The sequence below is a fragment of the Bradyrhizobium sp. SMVTL-02 genome, assembly GCF_051853005.1.
Lineage (GTDB): Bacteria > Pseudomonadota > Alphaproteobacteria > Rhizobiales > Xanthobacteraceae > Bradyrhizobium.
Genome location: NZ_CP182469.1, coordinates 7,642,083 through 7,664,250, shown reverse-complemented (window position 1 = coordinate 7,664,250; position 22,168 = coordinate 7,642,083). Strand labels below are relative to the sequence as shown.

The following is a 22,168-nucleotide window of genomic DNA, read 5'->3' as shown; positions in this document are numbered from 1 at the left end:
CCATGGGAGCGCGGCTGGGCCGCACCATCAAGGCCGCTCTGCTCCAGGTCCATTCCATCGCGGGCCTGGCGCTCGCGCTGCTGCTTGCCTTGATCGCGCTGACTGGCGCGGTCATGAGCTTTGAGGACGAGATCGTCGATCATCTCAACGCCGGCATCATGCAGGTCGCGCCGCGCGAGATGCCGGCACTGATGCCGGATGAGCTTGTCGGGCGGCTGAAGCCGGGGCAGGACGTCGGCCACGTCTCGGCCGTGATGCTGTCGAGCGATCCGGCCGCCGCCGTGCGGGTCCGCTTCGCCCGCGACGAGCAGGGCGCTCGGCCGACGTCGCTCTATGTCGACCCATATGACGCGCGCGTGCTGGGTGCGCCGCGCGGGGAAGAATTCTTCGCGACCGTTCGCAGGCTGCATCGCTGGCTGCTCATCCCCGGCGACGCCAAAGGCTGGGGACGCCAGGTCACCGGCGTCGTCGCGCTCGGCCTCATCGTCATGCTGCTCTCGGGCCTCGTATTGCGCTGGCCGCGCCGCGCGAGCAGCGTGAAGATGTGGCTCAAGCCCAATCTCGGTCTCGGCGGGCGCGGGCTGCATCGCTCGCTGCATGCAGTCATCGGTACCTGGGTTCTTCCGGTCTATCTTGTCATGACGCTCACGGGCCTGTGGTACTCGTTCGACTGGTACAAGGACGGCGTCGTGTGGTTGCTGTCGCGCCCCGAGGTCGGCGCTGCGAAGATGCAGCCCAGGATGTCCGCGAAGGCTCCGCGCGCAACTGTCAACTCCGGGCCGGCTCAAATGAGCTTCGACCGGGCATGGACGACGTTCCAACGCGAGGAGGGCGGCCGCTTCTCCCGGGCGCTGCTGACGCTTCCGCCCAGCCCCGGCACCGTGATACGGATCCGGTCGTGGGCGAAAGACATGACGCTCGAGGCCACGCGCGACGAGTTTCGTATCGACGCCATCACCGGCAAGTTGGTTTCCGCGGAGCGCTATCTCGACAAGACCTTCGGCGAGAAGACCATCGCGGCCATCTACGACATCCATCGCGGCGCGATCCTGGGGTGGCCGGGCAAGCTCGCGTTCATGATTGCCGCGGGCTTGATGCCGCTGTTCTCGGTCACCGGCATTTTGCTTTACCTGTCGCGCCGCAAGCTGCGGCGGCCGGCGCGGGCGCCGCTCGCGCGCCTCGTTCCGGGCGAGTGAGGGGCCGGTACCTCGATCGTCTGGCGTCATCCGGCGTCGTCAGGTCACTTCGGCTGCATGCGCCGTTCACCGATAACGACGTCGTTGTTGACGGCGTAGACAAAGCAGCCGCCATCCCTGCCGTTCCGCGCGGGATCGCTATTGCACTTTGCGAGTGCGGAGCTCTGTGCGTCCTGCAGGGTTGGATCCCCGGCCGAGATGAACAACTTGCCCCAGGGGTGTATCGCCATGGCCTTGGGCTCCATGGCCTTGTCGTAGTTCTGTACGTCGGCGCGCTGCCGCGTCACCCGCCGGATGATCGGGATCTGGGACAGGTCATACTTGCCCGCATAGTGCAGGCGCGGCATGTCCCGCGCCGTCAGCTCGCCTTCCACGACGATCTCTTCGTTCACCGCCAGCAGGGCGCATGGCTTGCCATAGCGCAACTGGCACGATTCCAGCGAGCGCTCGCCGGCGATCGATGCGTCCTCGTGTTCACAGGACCGGAAATAGCGCGCGCCGACGAGCTCCACGGCCTGCCCCTTGTTGGGTTTGCAGGCGATATAGTCCTTGATCAGCGTGTCCCGGACAAAGCCGAACACGGTCGGCGTCGTCGCTGCGACGATTGAAGCCATCGCCCGCTCGAATTGGGACTTGCGCTCCGCGTTGGTCAGCGCGGCGATGGCTGCACCCGGAAGCACCAGAAACACCACCAGAAATTTCATGATTCGCATGCTGCCCCCCCAACGCACGAATCGGAACTTTACCCGCCCAGCCCCTGCGGACAACATGCTTCTTTCCGCAGCTCCGCGGGATCGCACGCCGCAGGGCGGGGGGGCATGCCCTTACCGGGCTGGTCAAGCGGTCTGCAATCGGCCAAAAGCGACCCGTTCAAACTTCCAAGGCTGCATGTCTGATGACGATCCCGACCGTCACCCCCGCCGATATCCGCCGCGCGCTGCTCCTGCGTGAAGAAATTGCGCTGCTCGATCTCAGATATGAGGCCGCCTTTGCCACCGGCCATCCGCTGTTCGCCGCCAACATGGCCGCGGACCGGATCGCTGTCGAGGCCGAGGTGCGGCTGCCGCGCAAGGACGTGGCAATCGTGCTCTATGATGACGGCGAGGGACTGGTTGCGACCGGCGCGGAACGCCTTGCCGCGCTCGGCTACACCAACATCAGCGCGCTCGAGGGTGGGCTGAAGGCCTGGCGCGAGGCGGGCTACCAGGTGTTCGAGGACGTCAATTCCTATTCGAAGGCATTCGGCGAGCTGGTCGAGGCCCGCCGTCACACGCCATCGTTCAGCGCCGACGAGGTGGCCAAGCTGATCGCGGAGAAGGCCAACATCGCCATCCTCGACGTCCGCCGCTTCGACGAATATGCGACCATGAACATCCCGGGCTCGGTCAGCGTGCCCGGCGCGGAGCTGGTGCTGCGGGCGGGGCAGGCCGCGCCCGATCCCGACACCACCATCATCGTCAATTGCGCCGGCCGTACGCGCTCGATCATCGGTACGCAGTCGTTGATCAATGCCGGCGTGCCGAACAAGGTGCGGGCGCTGCGCAACGGCACGATCGGCTGGACGCTGGCGCGGCACGCGCTCAATCACGGCGCTGACAGGCGCGGCGCGATCGGGTCCTTCGAGGGCGGCCCGGCCAAAGCCCGCGACGTCGCCTATCGCGCCGGCGTCCGCCACATCGGTGCGGGCGAGATGGCGGCGCTTGTCGCGCAGTCCGACCGCACGCTCTTCCGCTTCGACGTGCGCGATGCCGAGGAATATGCGGCCGGTCATCTCCCGGGCTTCCGTCATTATCCGGGCGGCCAGCTGGTCCAGGAGACCGACATGGCCGCGCCGGTGCGGGGCGCGCGTATTGTGCTCACCGACGACAAGAGCGTGCGCGCCGACATGACGGCGTCTTGGCTCGCGCAGATGGGCTGGGAAGTCTATGTGCGCGAGGGCGGCTATGACGGCGCGCTGGACGTCGGCCCGCCACTGGTGCTGCCGAAGCCGGATCCTGCCCACCGCTACCGCCGCCCCTATGAGGGCACTGACGTCGCGCAAGCCGCGATGCAGGCCTATCTCGACTGGGAGTACGGCCTCGTCGAGCAACTCCGGCTGGATGGGACGCACGGGTTTTATGTGATTTGATGCGACTGGCTGCCTCGCACCAGAGCGATGGTCTATCACTGTCACTCTGAGGTGGCGCTGGTGGGATGCCAAGCACATCTCTGGTCCCCCATCTTCTCCCCGTATCCAATCCCTATTGTGCCGGGCACCGTCCGCGGTCTATGAGCTGCGGCAAAGCCGCCATTTCAGGAGATACTATGCCAGCCCCAGGCCAAAGCCCTGAGCGCAGCGCGAAGGCGCTGCTGCTCGAAGGCGTCAATGACAGCGCTGTGGACCTGTTCAGGAGCGCGGGTTTCACCAATGTCGAGCGGCTGACCAAGGCGCTGGACGGCGAGGACCTGCGCCGGGCGCTCAAGGGCGTGTCGCTGCTCGGCATCCGCTCGCGTACCCAGATCACGGACGACGTGCTCGCGGCCGCCGATCAGCTTCTCGCGGTCGGCTGCTTCAGCGTCGGAACCAACCAGGTCGATCTGCTGGCGGCGCGCAAGCGCGGTATCCCCGTGTTCAACGCGCCGTTCTCCAACACCCGCAGCGTTGCCGAGCTCGTGATCGGCGAGATCGTGATGCTGCTGCGGCAGATCTTTCCGCGCTCGGTGTCGGCCCACGGAGGCGGCTGGGACAAATCTGCGGCCGGAAGCCGCGAGGTGCGCGGCCGCACCCTCGGCATCGTCGGCTACGGCAATATCGGCTCGCAGCTCTCGACGCTCGCTGAAGCCATGGGTATGCGCGTGATCTTCTACGATCGCACCGACAAGCTCCGGCACGGCAACACCGAGCCGGTCGAGAAGCTCGAAGAGCTCTTGGCGCAGAGCGACGTCGTCAGCCTGCACGTGCCGGAGACGCCGGAGACATCAGGCATGATCGGCGAGAAGGAGCTGCGGGCGATGAAGCCGGGCTCGTTCCTGATCAACAACAGCCGCGGCACCGTGGTCGATCTCGACGCGCTCGCGGCTGCGTTGCGCGACGGTCACATCGCCGGCGCCGCGATCGATGTATTCCCGGTCGAGCCGTCCTCGAATTCCGAGCGATTCAAGAGCCCGGTGCAGGGCCTCAACAACGTCATCCTCACCCCGCACGTCGGCGGCTCGACCGAGGAGGCGCAAGAGCGCATCGGTGGGGAAGTCGCGCGGAAACTGGTCGACTATTTCATCACGGGTTCGACCATGGGCGCGGTGAACTTCCCGGAAGTGCAGCTGCACCTGCGTCCCTCCGGCGCGCGCTTCAGCCACGTCCATCGCAACGTGCCCGGCATGTTGCGGCGGCTGAACGAGGTCTTCCTCCAGCGCGACATCAACATCGCCGCGCAGTATCTGGAGACCGCCGGCGACCTCGGCTACGTCGTGCTCGACGCCGATCTCGGCGGCCAGGATTCGGGCGAGCTGCTGGCGCAGATCCGCGCGCTCGAAGGCACCATCGGCGCACGGCTGGTATTCGAGCACTAAAGATCCCCTCGTTCCGGTTGCATCTTGCGGCGACTGCTCCCACACTGTGGCCGAATTCGACGTGTTCCAATCATGTCCAATTTGAGCCTCAGCTGCGTGAGTGTCCGCCATGGAACGGGACGCCGTACTGATTGATCTCGCGCTGCAGGGCGGCGGTTCGCACGGCGCCTTCTCCTGGGGCGTGCTTGATCGCCTGCTGGAGGAAAACTGGCTCAGCATCGCCGCGATCTCCGGAACCTCCGCGGGCGCGATGAATGCGGCGGTGCTGGCGGACGGCTGGACGGCGGGCGGCGCCGAGGGCGCACGTGAGGCGCTCGACCGATACTGGCGTCGTGTGTCGAAGGCCGCGGCCTTCAGCCTGCTGCAACGCTCGCCGCTCGACCGCTTGATGGGGCGCTGGACCCTCGATACGTCGCCCTTCTACATCCTCACCGACCTGATGTCGCGTGTGCTGTCGCCCTACGATCTCAATCCGACCGGCTACAATCCGCTGCGCGCGGTCCTCGCCGAGAGCATCGATTTCGAACGCCTGGTGCGCTCGCCGATCCAGCTGTTCATCACGGCGACGCGGGTGCGCACCGGGCGCGGCCGGATCTTCCGCAACGCGGAGATCACGGCGGATGTGCTGCTGGCATCGGCCTGCCTGCCGACCATGTTCCGTGCCATCGAGATCGACGGCGAGCCCTATTGGGACGGCGGTTACGCCGGCAACCCGACGATCACGCCGCTGGTTCGCGAGAGCGACGCGCACGACACCATCCTCGTCCAGATCAATCCGACCGAGCGGCCGGAGCAGCCGCGGACGGCGGCTGAAATCCTCAACAGGCTGAATGAAATCTCGTTCAACTCGCCGCTGATGAAGGAGCTGCGCATGATCGCGCTGCTGCGACAGGCGGCGGATCCCGGCAGCGGCGAGGGCGCGCGCTGGGCGAAGATGCGGATGCACCGGATCAAGAGCGACATGCTGGCGAAGTTCGGCGCCTCGTCGAAGCTCAACGCGGAGTGGGAGTTCGTCTCGATGCTGCGCGCCGAGGGGCGTATGGCGGCAGACGCCTTCCTCGCCGAGCACGGCGCCGATATCGGGCGGCGATCGACGGCCGATCTCGACGTCCTGCTGGCGGAGTGCTGAGGCATGGGTCTCCTCGGCCTCCTCGTCGGGCTCGGCCTGCTCGTCCTGTTCGCCTTCCGTGGCTGGAGCGTCCTGCTGCTCGCGCCGTTCGCGGCCCTCGTTGCCGCGCTGTTCGGCGGTGAGCCGCTGCTCGCGAACCTGACCCAGGTTTTCATGGTGAACGCGGCGGGATTTCTGGCGCAGTTCTTTCCGATCTTTCTGCTTGGCGCCGTCTTCGGCAAGTTGATGGATGACAGCGGCGCGGTGACGTCGGTTGCCGACTTCATGGCGGAGCGGCTCGGCGAGCACCGCGTGATTCTGGCGGTCGTGCTCGCCGGCGCGCTGGTCACCTATGGCGGCGTCAGCCTGTTCGTCGCGTTCTTCGTCATCGTTCCCATGGCACGCTCGCTGTTTCGCGCGGCTTCGATCCCGCGTCGCCTGATCCCGGCCGCCATCGTGCTGGGAACGTCGACCTTCACGATGTCGGCCCTGCCGGGCACGCCGTCGATCCAGAATGCGATCCCGATGCCGTTCTTCGGCACGACGCCCTTTGCCGCGCCGGGCCTCGGCATCGTTGCCTCGCTCATCATGCTCGGCACGGGGTTATGGTGGCTGCATCGCGCCGAAGCTGCAGCGCGCCGTGCCGGGGAGGGCTATGGCGATGACGTCGAGGATTCGGCCGAGCGCGCCGCCGCGGACGAGCTCGTGCGCGAACGCGCGACGACCGCGCGCGAGTTCGATCCGGCGGAACTCCAGCACGGTCATCGCAGCGAGCGGCCACCGCCCGTGCTGAACGCCATCGCGCCGCTCGTCGTCGTCGTCACCGTGAATCTTTTGATGTCGCTCGTGGTGCTGCCGCGGCTCGATGTCAGCTATCTCGCCGAGCAACGCTTTGGTGACACGAGGCTCGCGGCCGTCGCGGGCGTGTGGTCGGTTGCGGTTGCGCTGGCTGCGGCCATCGTCACGACCATCGCGCTGAACTGGGCGCGTCTGCCGGCATTGCGCCGGACCATGGACGCCGGGGCCAATGCATCGGTCCTGCCGGCGTTCAGCGTCGCCAGCCTCGTCGGATTCGGCGCGGTCGTCGCCTCGCTGCCGGCGTTCACGATCGTGCGCGACTGGGTGCTGGCGATCCAGGGCGGACCGCTGGTCTCGCTCGCCGTCGCGACCAACATCCTGGCTGCGCTGACCGGATCGGCATCGGGCGGCCTGACCATCGCCCTCGAGGCTCTCGGCCCGACCTATGTCGAACTGGCCGCGCGGACCGGCATCGACGTTGCGCTGATGCATCGCGTGGCGGTGATCGGCGCCGGGACACTCGACATCCTGCCGCACAACGGCGCGGTGGTCAGCCTGCTCGCGATCTGCGGCCTGACACATCGCGATAGCTATTTCGACATCGTCATGGTCGGCATCGTGACGTCCCTCCTGGCGCTGGTGGCGGTGATTGCCCTCGGTAGCGCGCTGGGCTCGTTCTGACGGAAAGCAGGCATCAGCGATTGACGGACGGGCGAAGGTTGCATTGAATGCGGCCAACTTTCGAACCAACGGAACAAGCCGGGTGGAAACGATGACGCGAAACAGAGCGAAGTTGTGTGCATGGCTCGTGGGCACCGCAGCCGCAATCAGCGCGAGCGGCGCGTCGGCGCTGTCGTTGGCGGAGGATGCCGAGACGGTCTGCAAGGGGCTGGTCGGCGGCACCGACGCCATGAAGATCGATGCCGCGGCGTTGCAGTCGCCGTCGCCGCTCGCCGTTGCCGAGCGCGGCCCGACGCCGTCGGGGCGCGTCACCCCTGCCAATCCCGGCTTCTGCAAGGTGCTCGGCCATATCGACCCGGTCGACCCCAATGCGCCGCCGATCAAATTCCAGGTCAACCTGCCCATCGAATGGAACGGCCGCTCGGTGCAATATGGCGGCGGCGGCTTCAACGGCATGCTGATCACCGGCCTTGCGCTGCCGCCGGCCTATCCGTTCGACAAGCCATCGCCGCTCGCGCGCGGCTTCGCCACCTACGGCACCGATTCAGGTCACGAGACCAAGCCTGGCGAGCTGCCTCAGGTCTTCGCGTTGAATGACGAAGCCTTCGAGAATTTTGCCCACCGCGCCTACAAGAAGGTGCGCGACGCGGCCGTGACCCTGATGGAGCGCGCCTACGGCAGGAAGCCCGAAAAGATGTATTTCATGGGCTCGTCCGAGGGTGGCCGCGAAGGCCTCACCATGGCGCAGCGCTACCCCGACGATTTCGACGGCATCTTCGCCCGCGTCCCCGTCATCAACTGGGTCGGCCTGCAGCACGCCGGCATGCGGTCGGGCCTCGTGACCATGGGAGAGGGCTGGATCAACCCGGCGCAGGTCAAGCTCGTTGGCGAGGCCGTGCGCGCGGCGTGCGACAAGGCCGACGGCTCCGACGACGCGCTGGTGCAGGATCCCGTCGGCTGCAAGGCGGCGTTCAAGATCGAGACGCTGCGCTGCGAGCCCGGCAAGAGCGGCGATCAGTGCCTGACCGATCCCCAGATCAAGGCGATCAACACGCTGCACGCGACCTATAAATTCCCCTTCGTGCTCGCCAACGGCCTCGATGACTATCCGGGGTGGGGCGTCTCGGGCGAGGACACGCCGGCAATCGGCCCGACCGGCGGCTGGGTCGCCTGGTGGCTGGGCACCGCGCCGCCGGCGCAGCCGCCCGCGCCGAACAACGGCATTGCCTGGATCTACGGCGCCGGCGGCATTCAATATGTGTTCGCGCGCGATCCCAAGCTCGACGTCACCACCTACAAACCCGAGGACCACAAGGCACGGCTGCTCGAAGTCTCCAGGCTGATGGATTCGACTGATCCCGATCTCAGCCGTTTCCGCGAGCGCAAGGGCAAGCTGATCATCCTCGAGCACATGGCCGACTATGCGCAAAGCCCCTATGCCGGCATCCGCTATTTCGAGAACGTCGAGCGCTTGATGGGGACGGCGACGACGGCGCAGTTCGCGCGGCTCTACACCGCGCCCGGCGTCGATCATGTCGGGTCGGGCGCGCCCGCCAATGTCGACATGCTCAGCGTGCTGGTCGACTGGGTCGAGAAGGACCAGGCGCCGGGCGACCTCGAAGTGACCGAGCAGAAGGTCGAAGCGCCCGCGTTTCCTGTCGTCCGCGCCCTGCCACTGTGCCGCTGGCCGGCCTGGCCGCACTACAAGGCGGGGTCGGTAAAGGAGACGTCGAGCTATTTCTGCGCGCAGTGAGGGTAAGGTCCGCAAACCGCCTTTTGCTTCTGTTCGACTTGAGTGATCAGCACGGCCGCCTCCCGCTCCGATTTGCCAAGGACTGACGAAGCAGATCCTTCACAAACAGGTCCGGCGTATCGTCGTCACTATGAATCACGAGTTGGGCAAGCTCGTTCTCGCCACTCATGCTATTCATAACGGCTAACGCGCGATCTATGATTGAATAATCAGTAAAACAACGCGGCCGCCAGGCGCGGACGGCCGCGACATATAACAATTGAAGGAGGGACGTTAGTGCGCACCACCTCCACCCGCCCCCTTCACCCGCCGCGTCAGCATCACGGCGATCGCGGCGAGCACCAGCACCACGCCGATCACGGCAAAGGTGTCGGAATAGCCCATCACCAGCGCCTGGCGCTTCACCGTCTTGCCAAGCGCGATGATGGCCTGCTCGCGTGCGGCATTGGGATCGGGGACACCGTGGCCCATGAAGTAATTCGTCATCTGAGCGATGCGATCACGGACCTCCTCGCGGCCGAGCGTGACGGAATGGCCGATGATGTTGGAGTGGAACTGCTCGCGCTTGGTGACGATGGTGGCGAGCACCGCGGTGCCGATGGCGCCGCCGAGGTTGCGCATCATGTTGGAGATGCCGGAGGCGGCGGGCGCATCCTGCGGCGCGACGCTGCCGAGGCTCAGCGCCGAGAGCGGCGCGAGCGTCAAGGCCTGGCCCACCGCACGCACGACGTTGGGGATGAAGAACTGATCGCCTGAGTAGTCGAGCGACATCATGATGTTCATGAACGAGCTCGCGGCGAACAGCAGCAGGCCGGCCGTCGCAATGTAGCGGGCATCGAAACGCTGCATCAGCTTCGGCACCAAAGGAATCAAGAGGAGTTGCGGCAGGCCGGTCCAGGCCAGCACGTTGCCGATCTGCTCGGCATTGTAGCCCTGCACCTGGCCGAGATAGGCGGGCAACAGATAGACCGAGCCGAACAGCGCGAAGCCCAGGAACACCGCGGCAATGGTCCCGACTCCAAAATTCCACTGCGTCAGCAGCCGCAGGCGCAGCAGCGGCTTCTCGACCACGAGCTCGATATAGATGAACAGCGACAGGCTGATCGCGGCGATGATCGCGAGCCGCACGATGAAGGGCGATCCGAACCAGTCGTCCTTGTTGCCTTCTTCGAGCACGGCCTGAAGCGAGGCAAGGCCAATCGCCATGGTCGCGATGCCGAACCAGTCGCCTTCGCGCAGCAGACCGAGATTCATCGGCTGGCGCTCCAGGGTGAAGAAGAGGATGGTCACCATGATGGCGGTGGGCATCACGTTGACATAGAAGATGGTCTGCCAGCCGTAATTCTCGGTGAGATAGCCGCCGATGGTCGGCCCGATCGCGGGCGCGAAGGTCACGGCGAGCGAGAACATGGCAAGGCCGATCGGCTGCTGGCCCTTCGGCAGCTTGGTGAAGACCAGCGTGAACGCCATCGGAATCAGCACGCCGCCGAAGAAGCCCTGGAGGCCGCGCATCGCGATCATCGACGGCAAATCGTGGGTGAAGGCGCAGGCGACGGAGAAGGCCGCGAACAGGCTCGCGAAACTCAGGATGATGTTGCGGAACGAGAACACCCGCGACAGATAGTCGGTCAACGGAATGACGATGATCTCGCCGATCAGATAGGACGTCGAGATCCAGGATCCGTTGTCGGCGCCGGTGCCGATGCCCCCCTCGATGTTGAGCAGCGAGGCGTTGGTGATCTGGATGTTCAGGATCGCCATGAAGGCGCCGATCATCGCGGCGAACACGGCGATCCAGATCGTGGCGCTGGCCCGATTGGAGTCGGCAGCGACGCGCTCAGGCGTCGCGGCCGGAATTGCTTGTGCCGGCGTCGGTATTGAGAGGCTGTTTGACATGGTACGACCCTCCGGAGACGGGTTTCGCTTTGGTCGCTGCCGCCTGGGCGGTCGGCGCTGAGCGGGTTGCGATCGTCGGGATCACGGACATGCCGGGCCGCAGCGCGATCGCAGGCGCGGTCTCGGCGTCCAGCGCGATCTTCACGGGAATGCGCTGCACGATCTTGGTGAAATTGCCGGTGGCGTTGTCGGGCGGCAGCAGCGCGAATTCCTGGCCGCTGGCCGGCGCGATGGAATCGACGTGGCCGTGCACGCGCTGGCCCGGGAACGTGTCGACCTCGATCTCGACGCTCTGTCCGGCGCGGACATGGGTGAGCTGGGTCTCCTTGAAATTGGCGACCACATAGGTGCCCGTGGCCGGCACGATCGACATCAGCTGCGTGCCCGCCTGCACATATTGGCCGACGCGCAAGGTGCGGTTGCCGACGACGCCGTCGATCGGCGAGACGATCGTGGTGTAGCCGAGATTGAGCTCCGCCTGCTGCTGGACCGCGGCTGCGCGCGCGGCGGCGGCCCTGGCCTGCACGATCTCGGCCTTGAGGAGGTCGATCTGCTTCTGTGCGGAGATGAGGTTGGCGTTGTCGCGCGCGATCGCGGCGTCGGCGCCGGCATCGCGCGCCTGCGCCTGCTGCGCATTCTGCACGCTGCCATAGCCGGTCTTGGCGAGATCCGTGTAGCGCTTGTTCTCTTGCTGCGCGAAGGTCTTCGCGGCGGTGTCGACATCGATGGTCGCCTTCGCGGCGGCAATCACCGCTTCCTGAACCTCGAGCTGGGCCTGCTTGCTCGTCACCGTCGCGTTCGCGGCGGCGACGTCGGCCCTGGCCTGGTCGAGCGCGACGCGGAAGTCGCGATCGTCGATCCGCGCCAGCACCTGGCCGGCCTTCACATGCTCGTTATCGCCGACCAGGACGCGGTCGAGATAACCGCTGACCTTCGGCGCGATGGTGGTGTTGTCGGCCTTCACATAAGCGTCATCGGTGGAGACGAGAAAACGCCCGACGGTCCAGTACTCGTAGCCGTACCAGCTCGCGCCGGCGAGGGCGGCAGCGGCCACGCCCGCCAGCAACAGCTTGCGAAGGTTCAGCTTTCGGCGCGGGGCGGGTACCGGCGCTGCGGGCAGGATGCCTTCGGGCGGGCTGGTCGGCACCACGATGGTTTCAGTCTTGGACGGGTTGGTGTGCACGGTCATGGCCGGCTCCCTGAATTAGGAAACTTGACGGTTTCCAAAATAGGACTAGCTTGGGGAGAGTCAATGGAATGACAGGCATCATCTAAAAACATGGCTCAGGCAAAACCGTCCTCAGAAGGCCGCCCCCGCGGGCGGCCGCCGGTACGCAGCGACGACGAGACGAGGCGCATCGTCATCGAGGCGGCACGGCACGCCTTCGCCGTCGACGGCTACGCAGCAACCAGCACCGACGAGCTGGCGCGCGGCGCCGGCATCTCCACCAAGACTCTCTATCGGCTTTTTCCGGGCAAGGCGGCGCTGTTCGAGGCGATGTGCGCGGACCGGCTCGACCGGTTGCTCTCCGACGTCAATCTTCAGGCCAACAATCAGGCCAACATCGAAACCAGCCTGGCTGCCGTGCTTGTCGCCTGTGCCGATCTCGCGCTCGATCCAGAGGTCGTGGCGCTGCAGCGTATGGTGCTGCAACAGTCAGCCACGTTTCCAGAGCTTGCCGCGAACTTCTACAGGGATGGCATCTCCCGTACCGCGGCGGCGCTCGCGGGCTGGCTCCGCGATCAAGTCAAGAGGAAGCGCATCGCACTTGATGACGTCGATGAAGCCGCCGGAATGATGATCGGCATGATGGTCTCGGCGCCGCAGCGCGCGGCGATCTACGCCGGGCTGACACTGCCCTCGCGGAAGGAGATCGAGAGGCGGGCGAAGGCATGCGCCGCAATTCTGCTCGACGGCTGTCGCGGGCCGTCGGGCAGTTAGCTCCGGCAGGTTTTGACAACCGGCCGGCGCTCGGCTATATATATTTCGCATGCGAAATAAATCGCCCGAGGCAAGGCATCACCGGCTGATCTATCTGCTCAACGTCGCACAGCGGCGTTTGCAGCGCTGGATGGCGGCGCAACCGCAAAATGAGGTCACGCCGGCGCAGGCCGGGCTGCTGTTCATCCTCGGCAAGCAGGACGGCGTGCTGATGGGCGAAGCGGGCGCGGCGCTCGACATGGGACCGGCCGGCATCTCCGGGCTTGTCGATCGCAGCGCTGCGGCGAGGCTGGTCGAGCGCCGGCCCGATCGCGAGGATGGGCGCGCCTTCCGCGTGTGGCTGACGCCGAAGGGACGTGCCGTGCTGGCGCAGGCGAAGACCGACGCGGCCAGGATCAACGCGGCGCTGACGGATGGATTTACAGCCGCGGAGATCGACATCGTCGCGCGCTGGCTGACGAGCATTCAGGACAAGTTTCCAAGAGACCCAGAGGAATAAGGAGAGAGCAATGACCGAGCATGTGCGAGTTGAGAACAACGGCGGAATTCTCACCCTGACGCTGGCGCGTCCCGACAAGAAGAACGCGCTGACCGATGCGATGTATGGCAAGCTCGCCGACACCATCGAAGCGGCCGAGTTCGATCCGTCCGCCCGCGTGATCCTGATCCGCGGCGAGGGCGACATGTTCACTGCCGGCAACGATGTCGGCGAGTTCGCGGCCGTCGCATCCGGCAAGTCGGAAGGAAGCCGCAACGTCGTCCGCTTCATCCAGTCGCTGGCGCGCTGCACCCGTCCGCTGGTCGCGGCGGTGCAGGGCCGCGCCGTCGGCGTCGGCACCACGATGCTGCTGCATTGCGACCTCGTTGTGCTCGCCGACAACGCGCAATTGTCGACGCCCTTCGTCAGCCTCGCCCTCGTGCCGGAAGCGGCATCCAGCCTCTTGATGCCGGCGCGCATCGGCCATGCGCGCGCCTATGAGATGTTCGCGCTCGGCGAGACCGTGCCGGCCAGGGCCGCGCTGGAATGGGGTCTCGCCAACCGCGTGGTTCCGCTCGACAGGCTCGATGCAGAGGCGCTCGCGCTGGCGCAGCGGCTCGCCCGCCAGCCGGCCGGCGCGCTCACCGCCACCAAGAAGCTGATGCGGAACGGCGAAGCACTGGTCGCACAGATGCAGGCCGAGGGCGAGCAGTTTGCGCAGCGCCTGCGCACGGCCGAGGCACGCGAGGCTTTCACGGCCTTCGCCGAGCGCCGCCCGCCGGATTTCACGAAGGTCGCGTAATGGAACCTGGCGGGCGGAGGCGCGGCAGGTCGGAAAGCGGGTGTTTGACGATAACCTTAACGAAACATTGGCATGTCGCGATGCAAGGTGGCCTCTATCGACGAATAGGCCCGCCTCGCTCATGGCACTTCTTAAGAAATCGGTAAGCACGCTCCTGCTGGTGCTGATGGCCATCTTGGCTAGCGGTGCGCTGACCTGCACCGCGATCCAGATGGTCGGCGCCTTCGGCCGCTATAGCGAGAGCCTGGAGACGGCCCGCCTCGCTGCCGCGGACAAGGCGATCTTCCATGGCGTCCTCGCGCTTCGCCAGAATCGCGGCGACGCCCAGAGTGCCATCCTTGGCGAGGACGATCCCAAGGCAAAACTCGTCGAAGCCGAAAAGGCCGAGGAGGCCGGCTATGACGGCATCAGCGCCGCGCTCGCGACCGTCGATTTCGCGCGCCGCGATGAGCTCGCCAGCACGCTGAAGCAGCGCTGGAACGACGCCGCGCCGCAGTTCCAGCTGTTCTACGACGAAGCCAAGCGTCCGCGCGCCGAGCGCAAGATCGAGCGCACCAATTCCTGGTACGATGCCGTCACCAAGGTCATCGACACCGCGAACCTCGCCTCCGCGGCGGTGTCGAACCGCGCCTGGATGAACGATCCCTACATCGCGCGCATGATCCAGGTCCGCCGCTTCGCCTGGCAGGTGCGCGACCGCTATGGCATCCATTGCTCCTCGGTTCGCTCCAACGTCAACAGCAGCAAGCCGCTCGACGACGCCCAGAAGAGGTCGTTGGCGCAGTGGGATGGCACCATCACATCCGGCTGGGCAGGCATGGCGGAGCTACTGGCCGCGCCCGATGTGACGGCTGAATTGGTGACGGCCGCGTCGGACGCGAAGGCCAAGACCGATGGCGTGCTCAAGCAGATCGGGGACCTCACGAAGAATTTCGATGGCAGCGGCAAGCCCGCGATGTCTGCCTCGGAATGGAATGCGCTGTGCCAGTCCCCGTTCGCGCCCATCGTCGCCATCGCTAACAAGGCCCTTGACCAGTCGATCGCGCGCGCGGAGACGATCCAGGCCAAGGCCCTCACCAATCTCGTGGTGCAATCGCTCGCGTTCCTGCTGGCGCTCGCCGTGACCCTGGCCGGCGTCTATGTGGTGCGCAGCCGCCTGATGCGCCCGGTGCGCGCCATTCTTGACGCCATCGCGCGGATCGGCGCGCGCGATTATGCGACACCGGTTCCGCAGTCCAAATATCCCGACGAGTTCGGCACCATGGCGGCGGCGCTCGAAAGCCTGCGCGAAAGCGCGGCGACCGCGGAGCGTCTTGGCCAGGAGCGCGAATCGCAGCAGGCACTGCAGCTTGCCCGCTCCGGCACGGTGGATGCGGCGTGCCGCAGCTTCGACGATACCGTGCAGGCCGTCATTCACAGCGTTGTGGCGTCGACGAAGGAGCTCGATGCGACCGCAACCGGCGTGCGCTCGCTCGTTGCGGAATCGAGCAGCCAGACCGCGGCGGTGTCCTCCGCCGCCGAGCAGGCCACCAACAATCTGGAGACCATCGCGGCCGCGACCGAGGAGCTCTCCGCCTCCGTCGGCGAGATCTCCGCGCAGGTGCAGTCGAGCGCCCGCGAAGCCCGCGAGGCCGTGGCGCAGGCCGAGCAGACCAACGCGACGGTCGAGATCCTCGACCAGACCGCGAGCCGCATCAGCGAAGTCGTGAAGATGATCCACGCCATCGCCGGCCAGACCAACCTGCTGGCGCTGAATGCCACCATCGAGGCCGCGCGCGCGGGCGAGGCCGGCCGCGGCTTCGCCGTGGTCGCCGGCGAGGTCAAGAGCCTCGCGGCGCAGACCGCAACGGCGACCGAAGAGATCTCCCGCCAGGTCGAGGAGATCCAGGGCGCGACCGGCCAGGCGGTGACCGCTATCCGCTCCATCGGCGGCGCCATCAGCGGCATCGACGAGAAGATGACGGCGATCGCCGCCGCCGTCGAGCAGCAGCGCGCCGCCACCACCGAGATCTCGCGCAATTTCCAGCAGGCCGCGCAAGGCACCCGCGAGGTCACCGATACCATCGGCAGCGTCGCCAGGCTCAACCAGGAGACCGGCAATGCCGGCACGGTGCTCTCGGCATCCGTGAAGAAGATGTCGGCCGACGCCGATCGGCTCCGCGTCGCGGTCGAGGGCTTCCTTGGCACGGTGAAGACCGCGTAACTTCGCTCGTCCTCCATCCCAGCGTCGCGCGGGCATTGCCGCCGGTCCGCGCGGCGGCTACATCTGTGCCGCCGCGCCGCTTTCGCGAGGACAGACGCAAGACACCTGAGGATGGAGAGTTCGATGCCGGTCACCTCACACAAGGCCCAGCGCCCCTATCGCGGCGTGTTCCCGGTCGCGCCCACCATCTTCGACGAGCGCGGCGAGCTCGACCTCCAAGGCCAGCGTCGCTGCATCGACTTCATGATCGACGCCGGCTCGCATGGAATCTGCATCCTCGCCAACTTCTCCGAGCAGTTCGTGCTCACCGATGCCGAGCGCGAAACCGTGATGCATACGGTGCTGGAGCATGTCGCGGGCCGGGTTCCCGTGATCGTGACCACGACCCATTTCAGCTCGGCCGTCTGCGCCGCGCGCAGCAAGCAGGCCGAAGCCGCTGGCGCCGCCATGGTGATGGTGATGCCGCCCTATCATGGCGCGACCTTCCGCGTCCCCGAGAAGGGCATCGTCGAGTTCTTCAAGGTGCTCTCGGGCGCGATCAACATTCCCATCATGATCCAGGACGCGCCGGTCGCCGGCACGCCGCTGTCGGTCGAGCTGCTGGCCCGGCTGTCGTGCGAATTCTCCAACATCCGCTATTTCAAGATCGAGGTTCCGGGCGCGGCCGCAAAGCTCCGCAACCTGATCGAGGCCGGCGGCAAGGACATCGAGGGCCCTTGGGACGGCGAGGAGGCGATCACGCTACTCGCCGATCTCGACGCCGGCGCCACCGGCGCGATGACCGGCGGCGGCTATCCGGACGGCATCCGCCAAATCATCGATCCCTATTTCGCCGGCGACCGCGAAAAGGCGAAAGCCGCCTACGAGCGCTGGCTGCCGCTGATCAACTACGAGAATCGCCAATGCGGCCTGATCGCCTGCAAGGTGATGATGCAGGCCGGCGGCGTGATCAAGTCCGAGGCCGTGCGGCATCCCTTGCAGCCATTGCATCCGGCGACGCGCGCGGGACTGCTGGAGCTCGCCAAGGAGCGCGATGCACTGGCGCTGCGGTGGGGCAAGTAAGCCCCTCTGCCGTCATTGCGAGGAGCCCTTGCGACGAAGCAAAATCCAGACCGAATCTGCGGAGAAGGCCTGGATTGCTTCGCTTCGCTCGCAATCACGGAACCAGTTGAGCCAATTTCCCCCCACAACGTCGTCCCGGGCAAGCGAGCAGGCAACTGCCCCATTCTCGGCCGAAGGCGTCGAATTAGCGCGGTTCGGCCGGTTTCCCCCGGGCCGGCGATGACATATTCTAGGTTCGCCAACCGGCTCTGCGGAGCATCCCAAGACATCGCGTAAACACCTCTTCATTATGCCGTTATCCCGAGCCGGGTTGGAGCGAACCGACAGAACAGGGAGGCAGTGCCATGACGATGAGGCCGGATCCCACCTTTCACGCATCGCCCAAGCTTGCGATGGAAGCGCCTGCGGAGAACTTTGCCTACACCTTGCTGCTCAGTCCGGATTTCTCGAAGCCGGATGCTCTCGCGGTCATCGACGTCAAGCCGGGATCGCCGAGCTATAGCCAGATCGTTCACACCGTGACGATGCCCAACAGGGGCGATGAGTTTCATCATTTCGGCTGGAATGCCTGCTCTTCCGCCCTGTCGCCGCTCGCCGGACACGCCTTCATCGAGCGGCGCTATCTCATCATCCCCGGGCTGCGCTCGTCGCGGATCTACATCATCGATACCAAGCCCGATCCGACCAAGGCCAAGATCCACAAGATCATCGAACCGGAGGAGGTCTTCAAGAAGACCGGTTACTCGCGGCCACACACCATCCATTGCGGGCCGGACGGCATTTATGTGAGCACGCTGGGCGGCGGCGGCAAGGATGGCACCAACGGACCTCCAGGCGTCTTCATCATGGATTGCGAGACGTTCGAGGTGCTTGGACGATGGGAGATCGACCGAGGTCCGCAGACACTGCATTATGATTTCTGGTGGAATCTGCCGCGCGACTACATGGTGACGAGCGAATGGGCGTTGCCACCGCAGTTCGAGAACGGGATCGTCCCGGAAGATCTGCTTGCGAATAAATACGGCCATCGTCTCCACTTCTGGGACCTTCGCGCCCGTCGCAACGTCCAGACCATCGACCTCGGCGCCAACCATCAGATGGCGCTGGAGGTGCGGCCCGCGCACGATCCGGTTCGCGAATACGGCTTCGTCGGCGTCGTGGTCGACACCACCAACCTCGAAGCATCGATCTGGACCTGGTGGCGCGAGGGTGGAAAATTCCATGCCGAGAAGACGGCGACGATCCCTCCCGAACCCGCGCCCAAGGAGAAGCTGCCGCCGCTGCTGCAGGGATTTGGCGCCGTGCCGCCGCTCGTGACGGACATCGACCTGTCGATGGATGACCGGTTTCTCTATGTCTCGTGTTGGGGCACGGGTGAGATGCGCCAGTACGACGTCAGCGATCCCAGAAAGCCGAAGCTTGCGGGCTCCGTCCACATTGGCGGCATCGCACGCCGCACGCCCCATCCGAACGGCAAGGCCTTTGCAGCGGGGCCGCAGATGGTCGAGATCAGCCGCGACGGCCGGCGCGTGTACTGGACCAATTCGCTCTATTCCACCTGGGACGATCAGTTCTATCCCGACGGGGTTCCGGGCGTGGAGGTCATGGCCAATGTCGGTCGCAACGGCGGCCTCGAGCTCGACAGGGACTATTTCGTGAGCTTCCCCGACGGATATCGTGCGCACCAGATCAGGCTCGAGGGCGGCGATTGTTCGACCGACTCCTTTTGCTACCCGTCGGTCTAGATGGGACGCATGCGAGCCCGGCGCTTGGCTGGCTGTGGCTCGCGCTCGTTGCGAGCGGTCTCTACCACGGGGTCAATCCGGGAATGGGATGGCCGCTCGCGGTTTCGGCTGGACTCCTGGACAAGAGCCCTCGCGCGCTCTTCCGCGCGTTGTGGGCCCTGGGGGCCGGGCATCTCTTGGCCACACTTCTCGTGCTGCTGCCATTCGCGTTCCTGCTCGTGCTGGCCGCGTGGCAGCGTCCGATCCAGCTCTGTGCGAGCCTTCTCGTCATCGGCTTCGGCGTCTATCGGCTGATCGACCGGCGTCATCCGCGCGCGCTGGCACGAATTCCGCCAACGCAATTGGCGCTCTGGTCGTTTGCCGTCGCCATTGCTCACGGCGCCGCCCTGATGCTCGTGCCGATCTATCTCGGGCTCTGCCAGGCTTTCGATCTCGATGCGGGCCATGAGGCCGCGGGCACGCTGATGAAGGCAAATCTCGGGATGGCGGTGCTGGTGTCCCTGGTGCACGTGACCGCCATGGTCGGTGCCGGCGGATGTCTGGCGTGGCTGGTCTACCGCTATCTGGGATTGAAGTTCGTCTCGCGGAGCTGGTTCAACCTGGATGCAGTCTGGGCGGCCAGCCTGGTTCTGGTCGGCGCCGTGGCGCTCCTGTTCAATCTTGCGAGCTGGCGCTGATGTCTACCGCGCCAGAGCCCACTCGCCGACGATGCGAAAGCGCGCCTTGGCGCCATCCTGCCTGAACAGCGTGATGCGATTGATCTCAAGCGCATCGAGCCTCAGCGCCGCAAACCGGTCCCGCAGCATCGCCAGGATCGGCCCGCGCCGCTCCGCATCCAGCCGCCCCGTCAGCGTCATGTGGAAGCGGAATTCTTCCATCACGTAAGGATAGCCCCAGCGAGCGAGATATTCGCGCTGCCGCTCGCTGAGCTTTTCGGGCTTGCGCCGCGCGCGTTCTTCCGCCGTCAGCGGCGCACGGTAGGCGTCGAAATTGCGGACGCAATCGGCGGCGAGCTCTTGGAGCGCTTCGACCGGCTCGGTCGGAATCACGGCGATGAACCCGCTGATGGCATCGACGACGGGGCGGATCACCGGAACGGGCCGCGCCTTGCCCGCGAAGGCGGCGCAGGCGGCCATCAGCCCGGCCTCGGTCTTGCCCGACGCCAGCGCCATCGGCGCCTTCAGCGTGGCGTGAAAGCCGTATTTGCGGGGATCGGCGCTGACGTCCCGCCAGTCCGGTACGACATGCAGTGCTTGCTGCGGAAACGGCAGCTCGTCACCGGTGTGGGCGTCGTAGCCGAGCAATTCGGCGCCGAACCGGGAGAGGGCGCTGTCGGCGCCTGCGGCAAAATAGATCGCGTAGCGGGGAAAACCTGTCATCACCTCAGCATAACCAATTTAGGCCGCGACGATAGCCTCGCGCGGCGCAGCGCTGAGCAGCCGCGTCGCATCGGTGAGATGCACGAGCTTTCCACCCGATATCACCGCGATGATCCGCGGCCGTAGCGGCACGCTGTCGTCGACGAGCAGAATATCGGCGCGGCGTCCCTCCGCGATCTCGCCGCGATCGGCGAGGCCGGTCGCGCGTGCGGGGCCGGCCGAGACCAGATCCCAGGCCTGCGTCAGCGGCAGCACGCGATCGGCGGCGAGGCGGAAGGCTGCGAGCAGCTGCGCGGGATAGTAATAGTCGGACGCCAGCACCGAGCAGAGCCCCTTGGCGATCATGTCGGATGCCTTGGTCCAGCCGGTGTGGCTGCCGCCGCGGACGACGTTCGGCGCGCCGTAGACGATGGCATCGCCATGGCTTGCCGCTGCGCGCGCCGTCTCTTCGTTGATCGGGAATTCCGCGATGTCGGCGCCCAGCTCGCGAAACTCCCGGCGCATCGCCGGGCTCGCATCGTCATGCGAGAGCATGCGCACCTCCGCTCCCCGGGCTGCGGCGGCGAGCCTCGATACCGAAGCCGGCACCTCGGCGGCGCGTGTGACCACGCGCTCGACCAGCCGGTCGAACGCCTCGCTCGACAGCCCCGTGCGCTCAACCATGCGGTTGCGCTTGCGCGGCTTGGCCAAGTCGGCCACGGTGCCGTCCATGTGGTCGTTGAAGGCGAACAGGTCGACGCGACCCTCTATGAGCCACTGACTGATCTCTGCCTCCGCGTCGAGATTGTAGGTCTCGTGGCGCAGATGGAAGCGGGTGTCGGCCGCGAATTGCGGACGCTGCCGCTCGATCGCCTCCATCAGTCCGCGCGCGTTGTCGGCGCTGCGCAGGCCCGGCTCCCACGAGCAGGTCGTGGCGTGGAACACGGTGGTGATGCCGTTGCTGATCGCCTGGCGGTCGCTGTCGGCGAGCGCGACGTCGATCGGGAAATCGACCCCGGCACGCGGCATCATCTGCCGCTCGAAGGCATCGCCGTGCAGATCGACGATGCCAGGCAGCACCAGCAGGTTGCGCGCATCGATCCCGAGCCGCGTCCGGCCGCGCGAGCCGTCGATCTCCGCGATATCAGTTCCGGACACGCTCAGAGAGGCTTCGACGATCTCGGTGCCGATCAGGGCCCGGCCGCCTTCAAGGAAAATGTCTGTCACGCGATTGCGCTTTTCTTGCTGCTGCGAGGGGAGTTTGCTCGTGCTTCATACGCGGCGAGGAAATCTTCAATGCCGAGCTTGCGGAAATGGGGCAGGGCTTCACGCAACTTGTCGTGATCCCAGTCCCACCAGGCGAGCCTTGCGAGCCGGTCGGCGATCTCTTCCGAGAACCGCCGCGCGCCGAGCCGGGTCTCGTACAACTTGGCGGAAGCATCGATGGTCGGTCGGACTGAAAGCACCTTGCCGACCATGTTGCGTCCGAACGTTCGAGGGTAGGCAATCCTCTTCGAGGGACTTGATGACAATATCATGACGCAGCGATGACAGGGGATGAGGTGTGCAGGATCGCCGCATCGCAATGCGCGTGTCA

Annotated in this window: 19 protein-coding genes; 13 read left to right on the top strand and 6 right to left on the bottom strand. The window is 65.9% G+C overall.

Annotation, left to right across the window (positions count from 1 at the left end; genetic code table 11):
• Nucleotides 1–2 precede the first annotated feature (2 nt).
• Nucleotides 3–1,196 carry a PepSY-associated TM helix domain-containing protein gene (locus ACNJYB_RS36780; protein ID WP_439371511.1) on the top strand — a complete coding sequence of 398 codons (1,194 nt, stop codon included), beginning with the start codon at nucleotides 3–5 and terminating at the stop codon, nucleotides 1,194–1,196.
• Between the two features lie 44 nt (nucleotides 1,197–1,240).
• Here ACNJYB_RS36780 and ACNJYB_RS36775 read toward each other — a convergent pair whose 3' ends face one another.
• On the bottom strand, nucleotides 1,241–1,966 hold the full coding sequence (locus ACNJYB_RS36775) for a hypothetical protein (protein WP_439371510.1): 726 nt from the start codon (nucleotides 1,964–1,966) through the stop codon (nucleotides 1,241–1,243).
• A 125-nt stretch (nucleotides 1,967–2,091) separates the two neighbouring features.
• On the opposite strand from ACNJYB_RS36775, the gene ACNJYB_RS36770 reads away from it, so the two are divergent.
• The 5 genes from ACNJYB_RS36770 to ACNJYB_RS36750 all read left to right on the top strand — a co-directional run bounded on the left by ACNJYB_RS36770 (nucleotide 2,092) and on the right by ACNJYB_RS36750 (nucleotide 9,085).
• Entirely contained in the window at nucleotides 2,092–3,324 is a 1,233-nt protein-coding gene (locus ACNJYB_RS36770) for a rhodanese-like domain-containing protein (RefSeq protein ID WP_439371509.1), read from the top strand.
• Between the two features lie 176 nt (nucleotides 3,325–3,500).
• Nucleotides 3,501–4,745, top strand: coding sequence for a phosphoglycerate dehydrogenase (gene serA / locus ACNJYB_RS36765; RefSeq protein ID WP_439371508.1), 1,245 nt, complete (start codon nucleotides 3,501–3,503; stop codon nucleotides 4,743–4,745).
• A gap of 109 nt (nucleotides 4,746–4,854) precedes the next feature.
• Entirely contained in the window at nucleotides 4,855–5,874 is a 1,020-nt protein-coding gene (locus ACNJYB_RS36760; protein WP_439371507.1) for a patatin-like phospholipase family protein, read from the top strand.
• Nucleotides 5,875–5,877: 3 nt separating this feature from the next.
• Nucleotides 5,878–7,332: a GntP family permease gene (locus ACNJYB_RS36755; protein WP_439371506.1), complete on the top strand. Its 1,455-nt coding sequence runs from the start codon at nucleotides 5,878–5,880 to the stop codon at nucleotides 7,330–7,332.
• Between the two features lie 91 nt (nucleotides 7,333–7,423).
• Nucleotides 7,424–9,085, top strand: a complete 1,662-nt coding sequence (locus tag ACNJYB_RS36750; RefSeq protein WP_439371505.1) for a tannase/feruloyl esterase family alpha/beta hydrolase — start codon at nucleotides 7,424–7,426, stop codon at nucleotides 9,083–9,085.
• 273 nt (nucleotides 9,086–9,358) lie between these two features.
• Here ACNJYB_RS36750 and ACNJYB_RS36745 read toward each other — a convergent pair whose 3' ends face one another.
• Nucleotides 9,359–10,981 carry an MDR family MFS transporter gene (locus ACNJYB_RS36745; protein WP_439371504.1) on the bottom strand — a complete coding sequence of 541 codons (1,623 nt, stop codon included), beginning with the start codon at nucleotides 10,979–10,981 and terminating at the stop codon, nucleotides 9,359–9,361.
• Nucleotides 10,923–12,170: an HlyD family secretion protein gene (locus ACNJYB_RS36740; protein ID WP_439371503.1), complete on the bottom strand. Its 1,248-nt coding sequence runs from the start codon at nucleotides 12,168–12,170 to the stop codon at nucleotides 10,923–10,925. Before ACNJYB_RS36740 ends, ACNJYB_RS36745 begins: the two co-directional genes overlap by 59 nt.
• Before the next feature lie 90 nt (nucleotides 12,171–12,260).
• Here ACNJYB_RS36740 and ACNJYB_RS36735 point away from each other — a divergent pair, with 90 nt between their 5' ends.
• The 7 genes from ACNJYB_RS36735 to ACNJYB_RS36705 all read left to right on the top strand — a co-directional run bounded on the left by ACNJYB_RS36735 (nucleotide 12,261) and on the right by ACNJYB_RS36705 (nucleotide 19,890).
• Nucleotides 12,261–12,923, top strand: coding sequence for a TetR/AcrR family transcriptional regulator (locus tag ACNJYB_RS36735; protein ID WP_439371502.1), 663 nt, complete (start codon nucleotides 12,261–12,263; stop codon nucleotides 12,921–12,923).
• Between the two features lie 49 nt (nucleotides 12,924–12,972).
• Nucleotides 12,973–13,422, top strand: coding sequence for a MarR family winged helix-turn-helix transcriptional regulator (locus tag ACNJYB_RS36730; protein ID WP_439371501.1), 450 nt, complete (start codon nucleotides 12,973–12,975; stop codon nucleotides 13,420–13,422).
• A gap of 10 nt (nucleotides 13,423–13,432) precedes the next feature.
• A complete protein-coding gene (locus tag ACNJYB_RS36725) occupies nucleotides 13,433–14,203 on the top strand; it encodes an enoyl-CoA hydratase (protein WP_439371500.1) in 771 nt (256 codons plus the stop codon).
• Nucleotides 14,204–14,324: 121 nt separating this feature from the next.
• Entirely contained in the window at nucleotides 14,325–16,406 is a 2,082-nt protein-coding gene (locus ACNJYB_RS36720; RefSeq protein WP_439371499.1) for a methyl-accepting chemotaxis protein, read from the top strand.
• Between the two features lie 123 nt (nucleotides 16,407–16,529).
• Nucleotides 16,530–17,468, top strand: a complete 939-nt coding sequence (locus ACNJYB_RS36715; RefSeq protein WP_439371498.1) for a dihydrodipicolinate synthase family protein — start codon at nucleotides 16,530–16,532, stop codon at nucleotides 17,466–17,468.
• Nucleotides 17,469–17,812: 344 nt separating this feature from the next.
• Nucleotides 17,813–19,213, top strand: a complete 1,401-nt coding sequence (locus ACNJYB_RS36710; RefSeq protein ID WP_439371497.1) for a selenium-binding protein SBP56-related protein — start codon at nucleotides 17,813–17,815, stop codon at nucleotides 19,211–19,213.
• An 83-nt stretch (nucleotides 19,214–19,296) separates the two neighbouring features.
• A complete protein-coding gene (locus ACNJYB_RS36705; RefSeq protein WP_439375736.1) occupies nucleotides 19,297–19,890 on the top strand; it encodes a hypothetical protein in 594 nt (197 codons plus the stop codon).
• A gap of 3 nt (nucleotides 19,891–19,893) precedes the next feature.
• Here ACNJYB_RS36705 and ACNJYB_RS36700 read toward each other — a convergent pair whose 3' ends face one another.
• From ACNJYB_RS36700 to ACNJYB_RS36690, 3 genes are read right to left on the bottom strand one after another with little or no spacing between them, the layout of a single operon-like run.
• Complete coding sequence (locus tag ACNJYB_RS36700) at nucleotides 19,894–20,592, bottom strand: DUF1045 domain-containing protein (protein ID WP_439371496.1); 699 nt, start codon at nucleotides 20,590–20,592, stop codon at nucleotides 19,894–19,896.
• An 18-nt stretch (nucleotides 20,593–20,610) separates the two neighbouring features.
• Nucleotides 20,611–21,798 (bottom strand): alpha-D-ribose 1-methylphosphonate 5-triphosphate diphosphatase, encoded by a 1,188-nt coding sequence (locus ACNJYB_RS36695; protein WP_439371495.1) that lies wholly within the window; start codon nucleotides 21,796–21,798, stop codon nucleotides 20,611–20,613.
• Entirely contained in the window at nucleotides 21,795–22,049 is a 255-nt protein-coding gene (locus ACNJYB_RS36690) for a hypothetical protein (protein ID WP_439371494.1), read from the bottom strand. The genes ACNJYB_RS36695 and ACNJYB_RS36690 overlap by 4 nt, the downstream gene beginning before the upstream one ends.
• Between the last annotated feature and the right edge of the window lie 119 nt (nucleotides 22,050–22,168).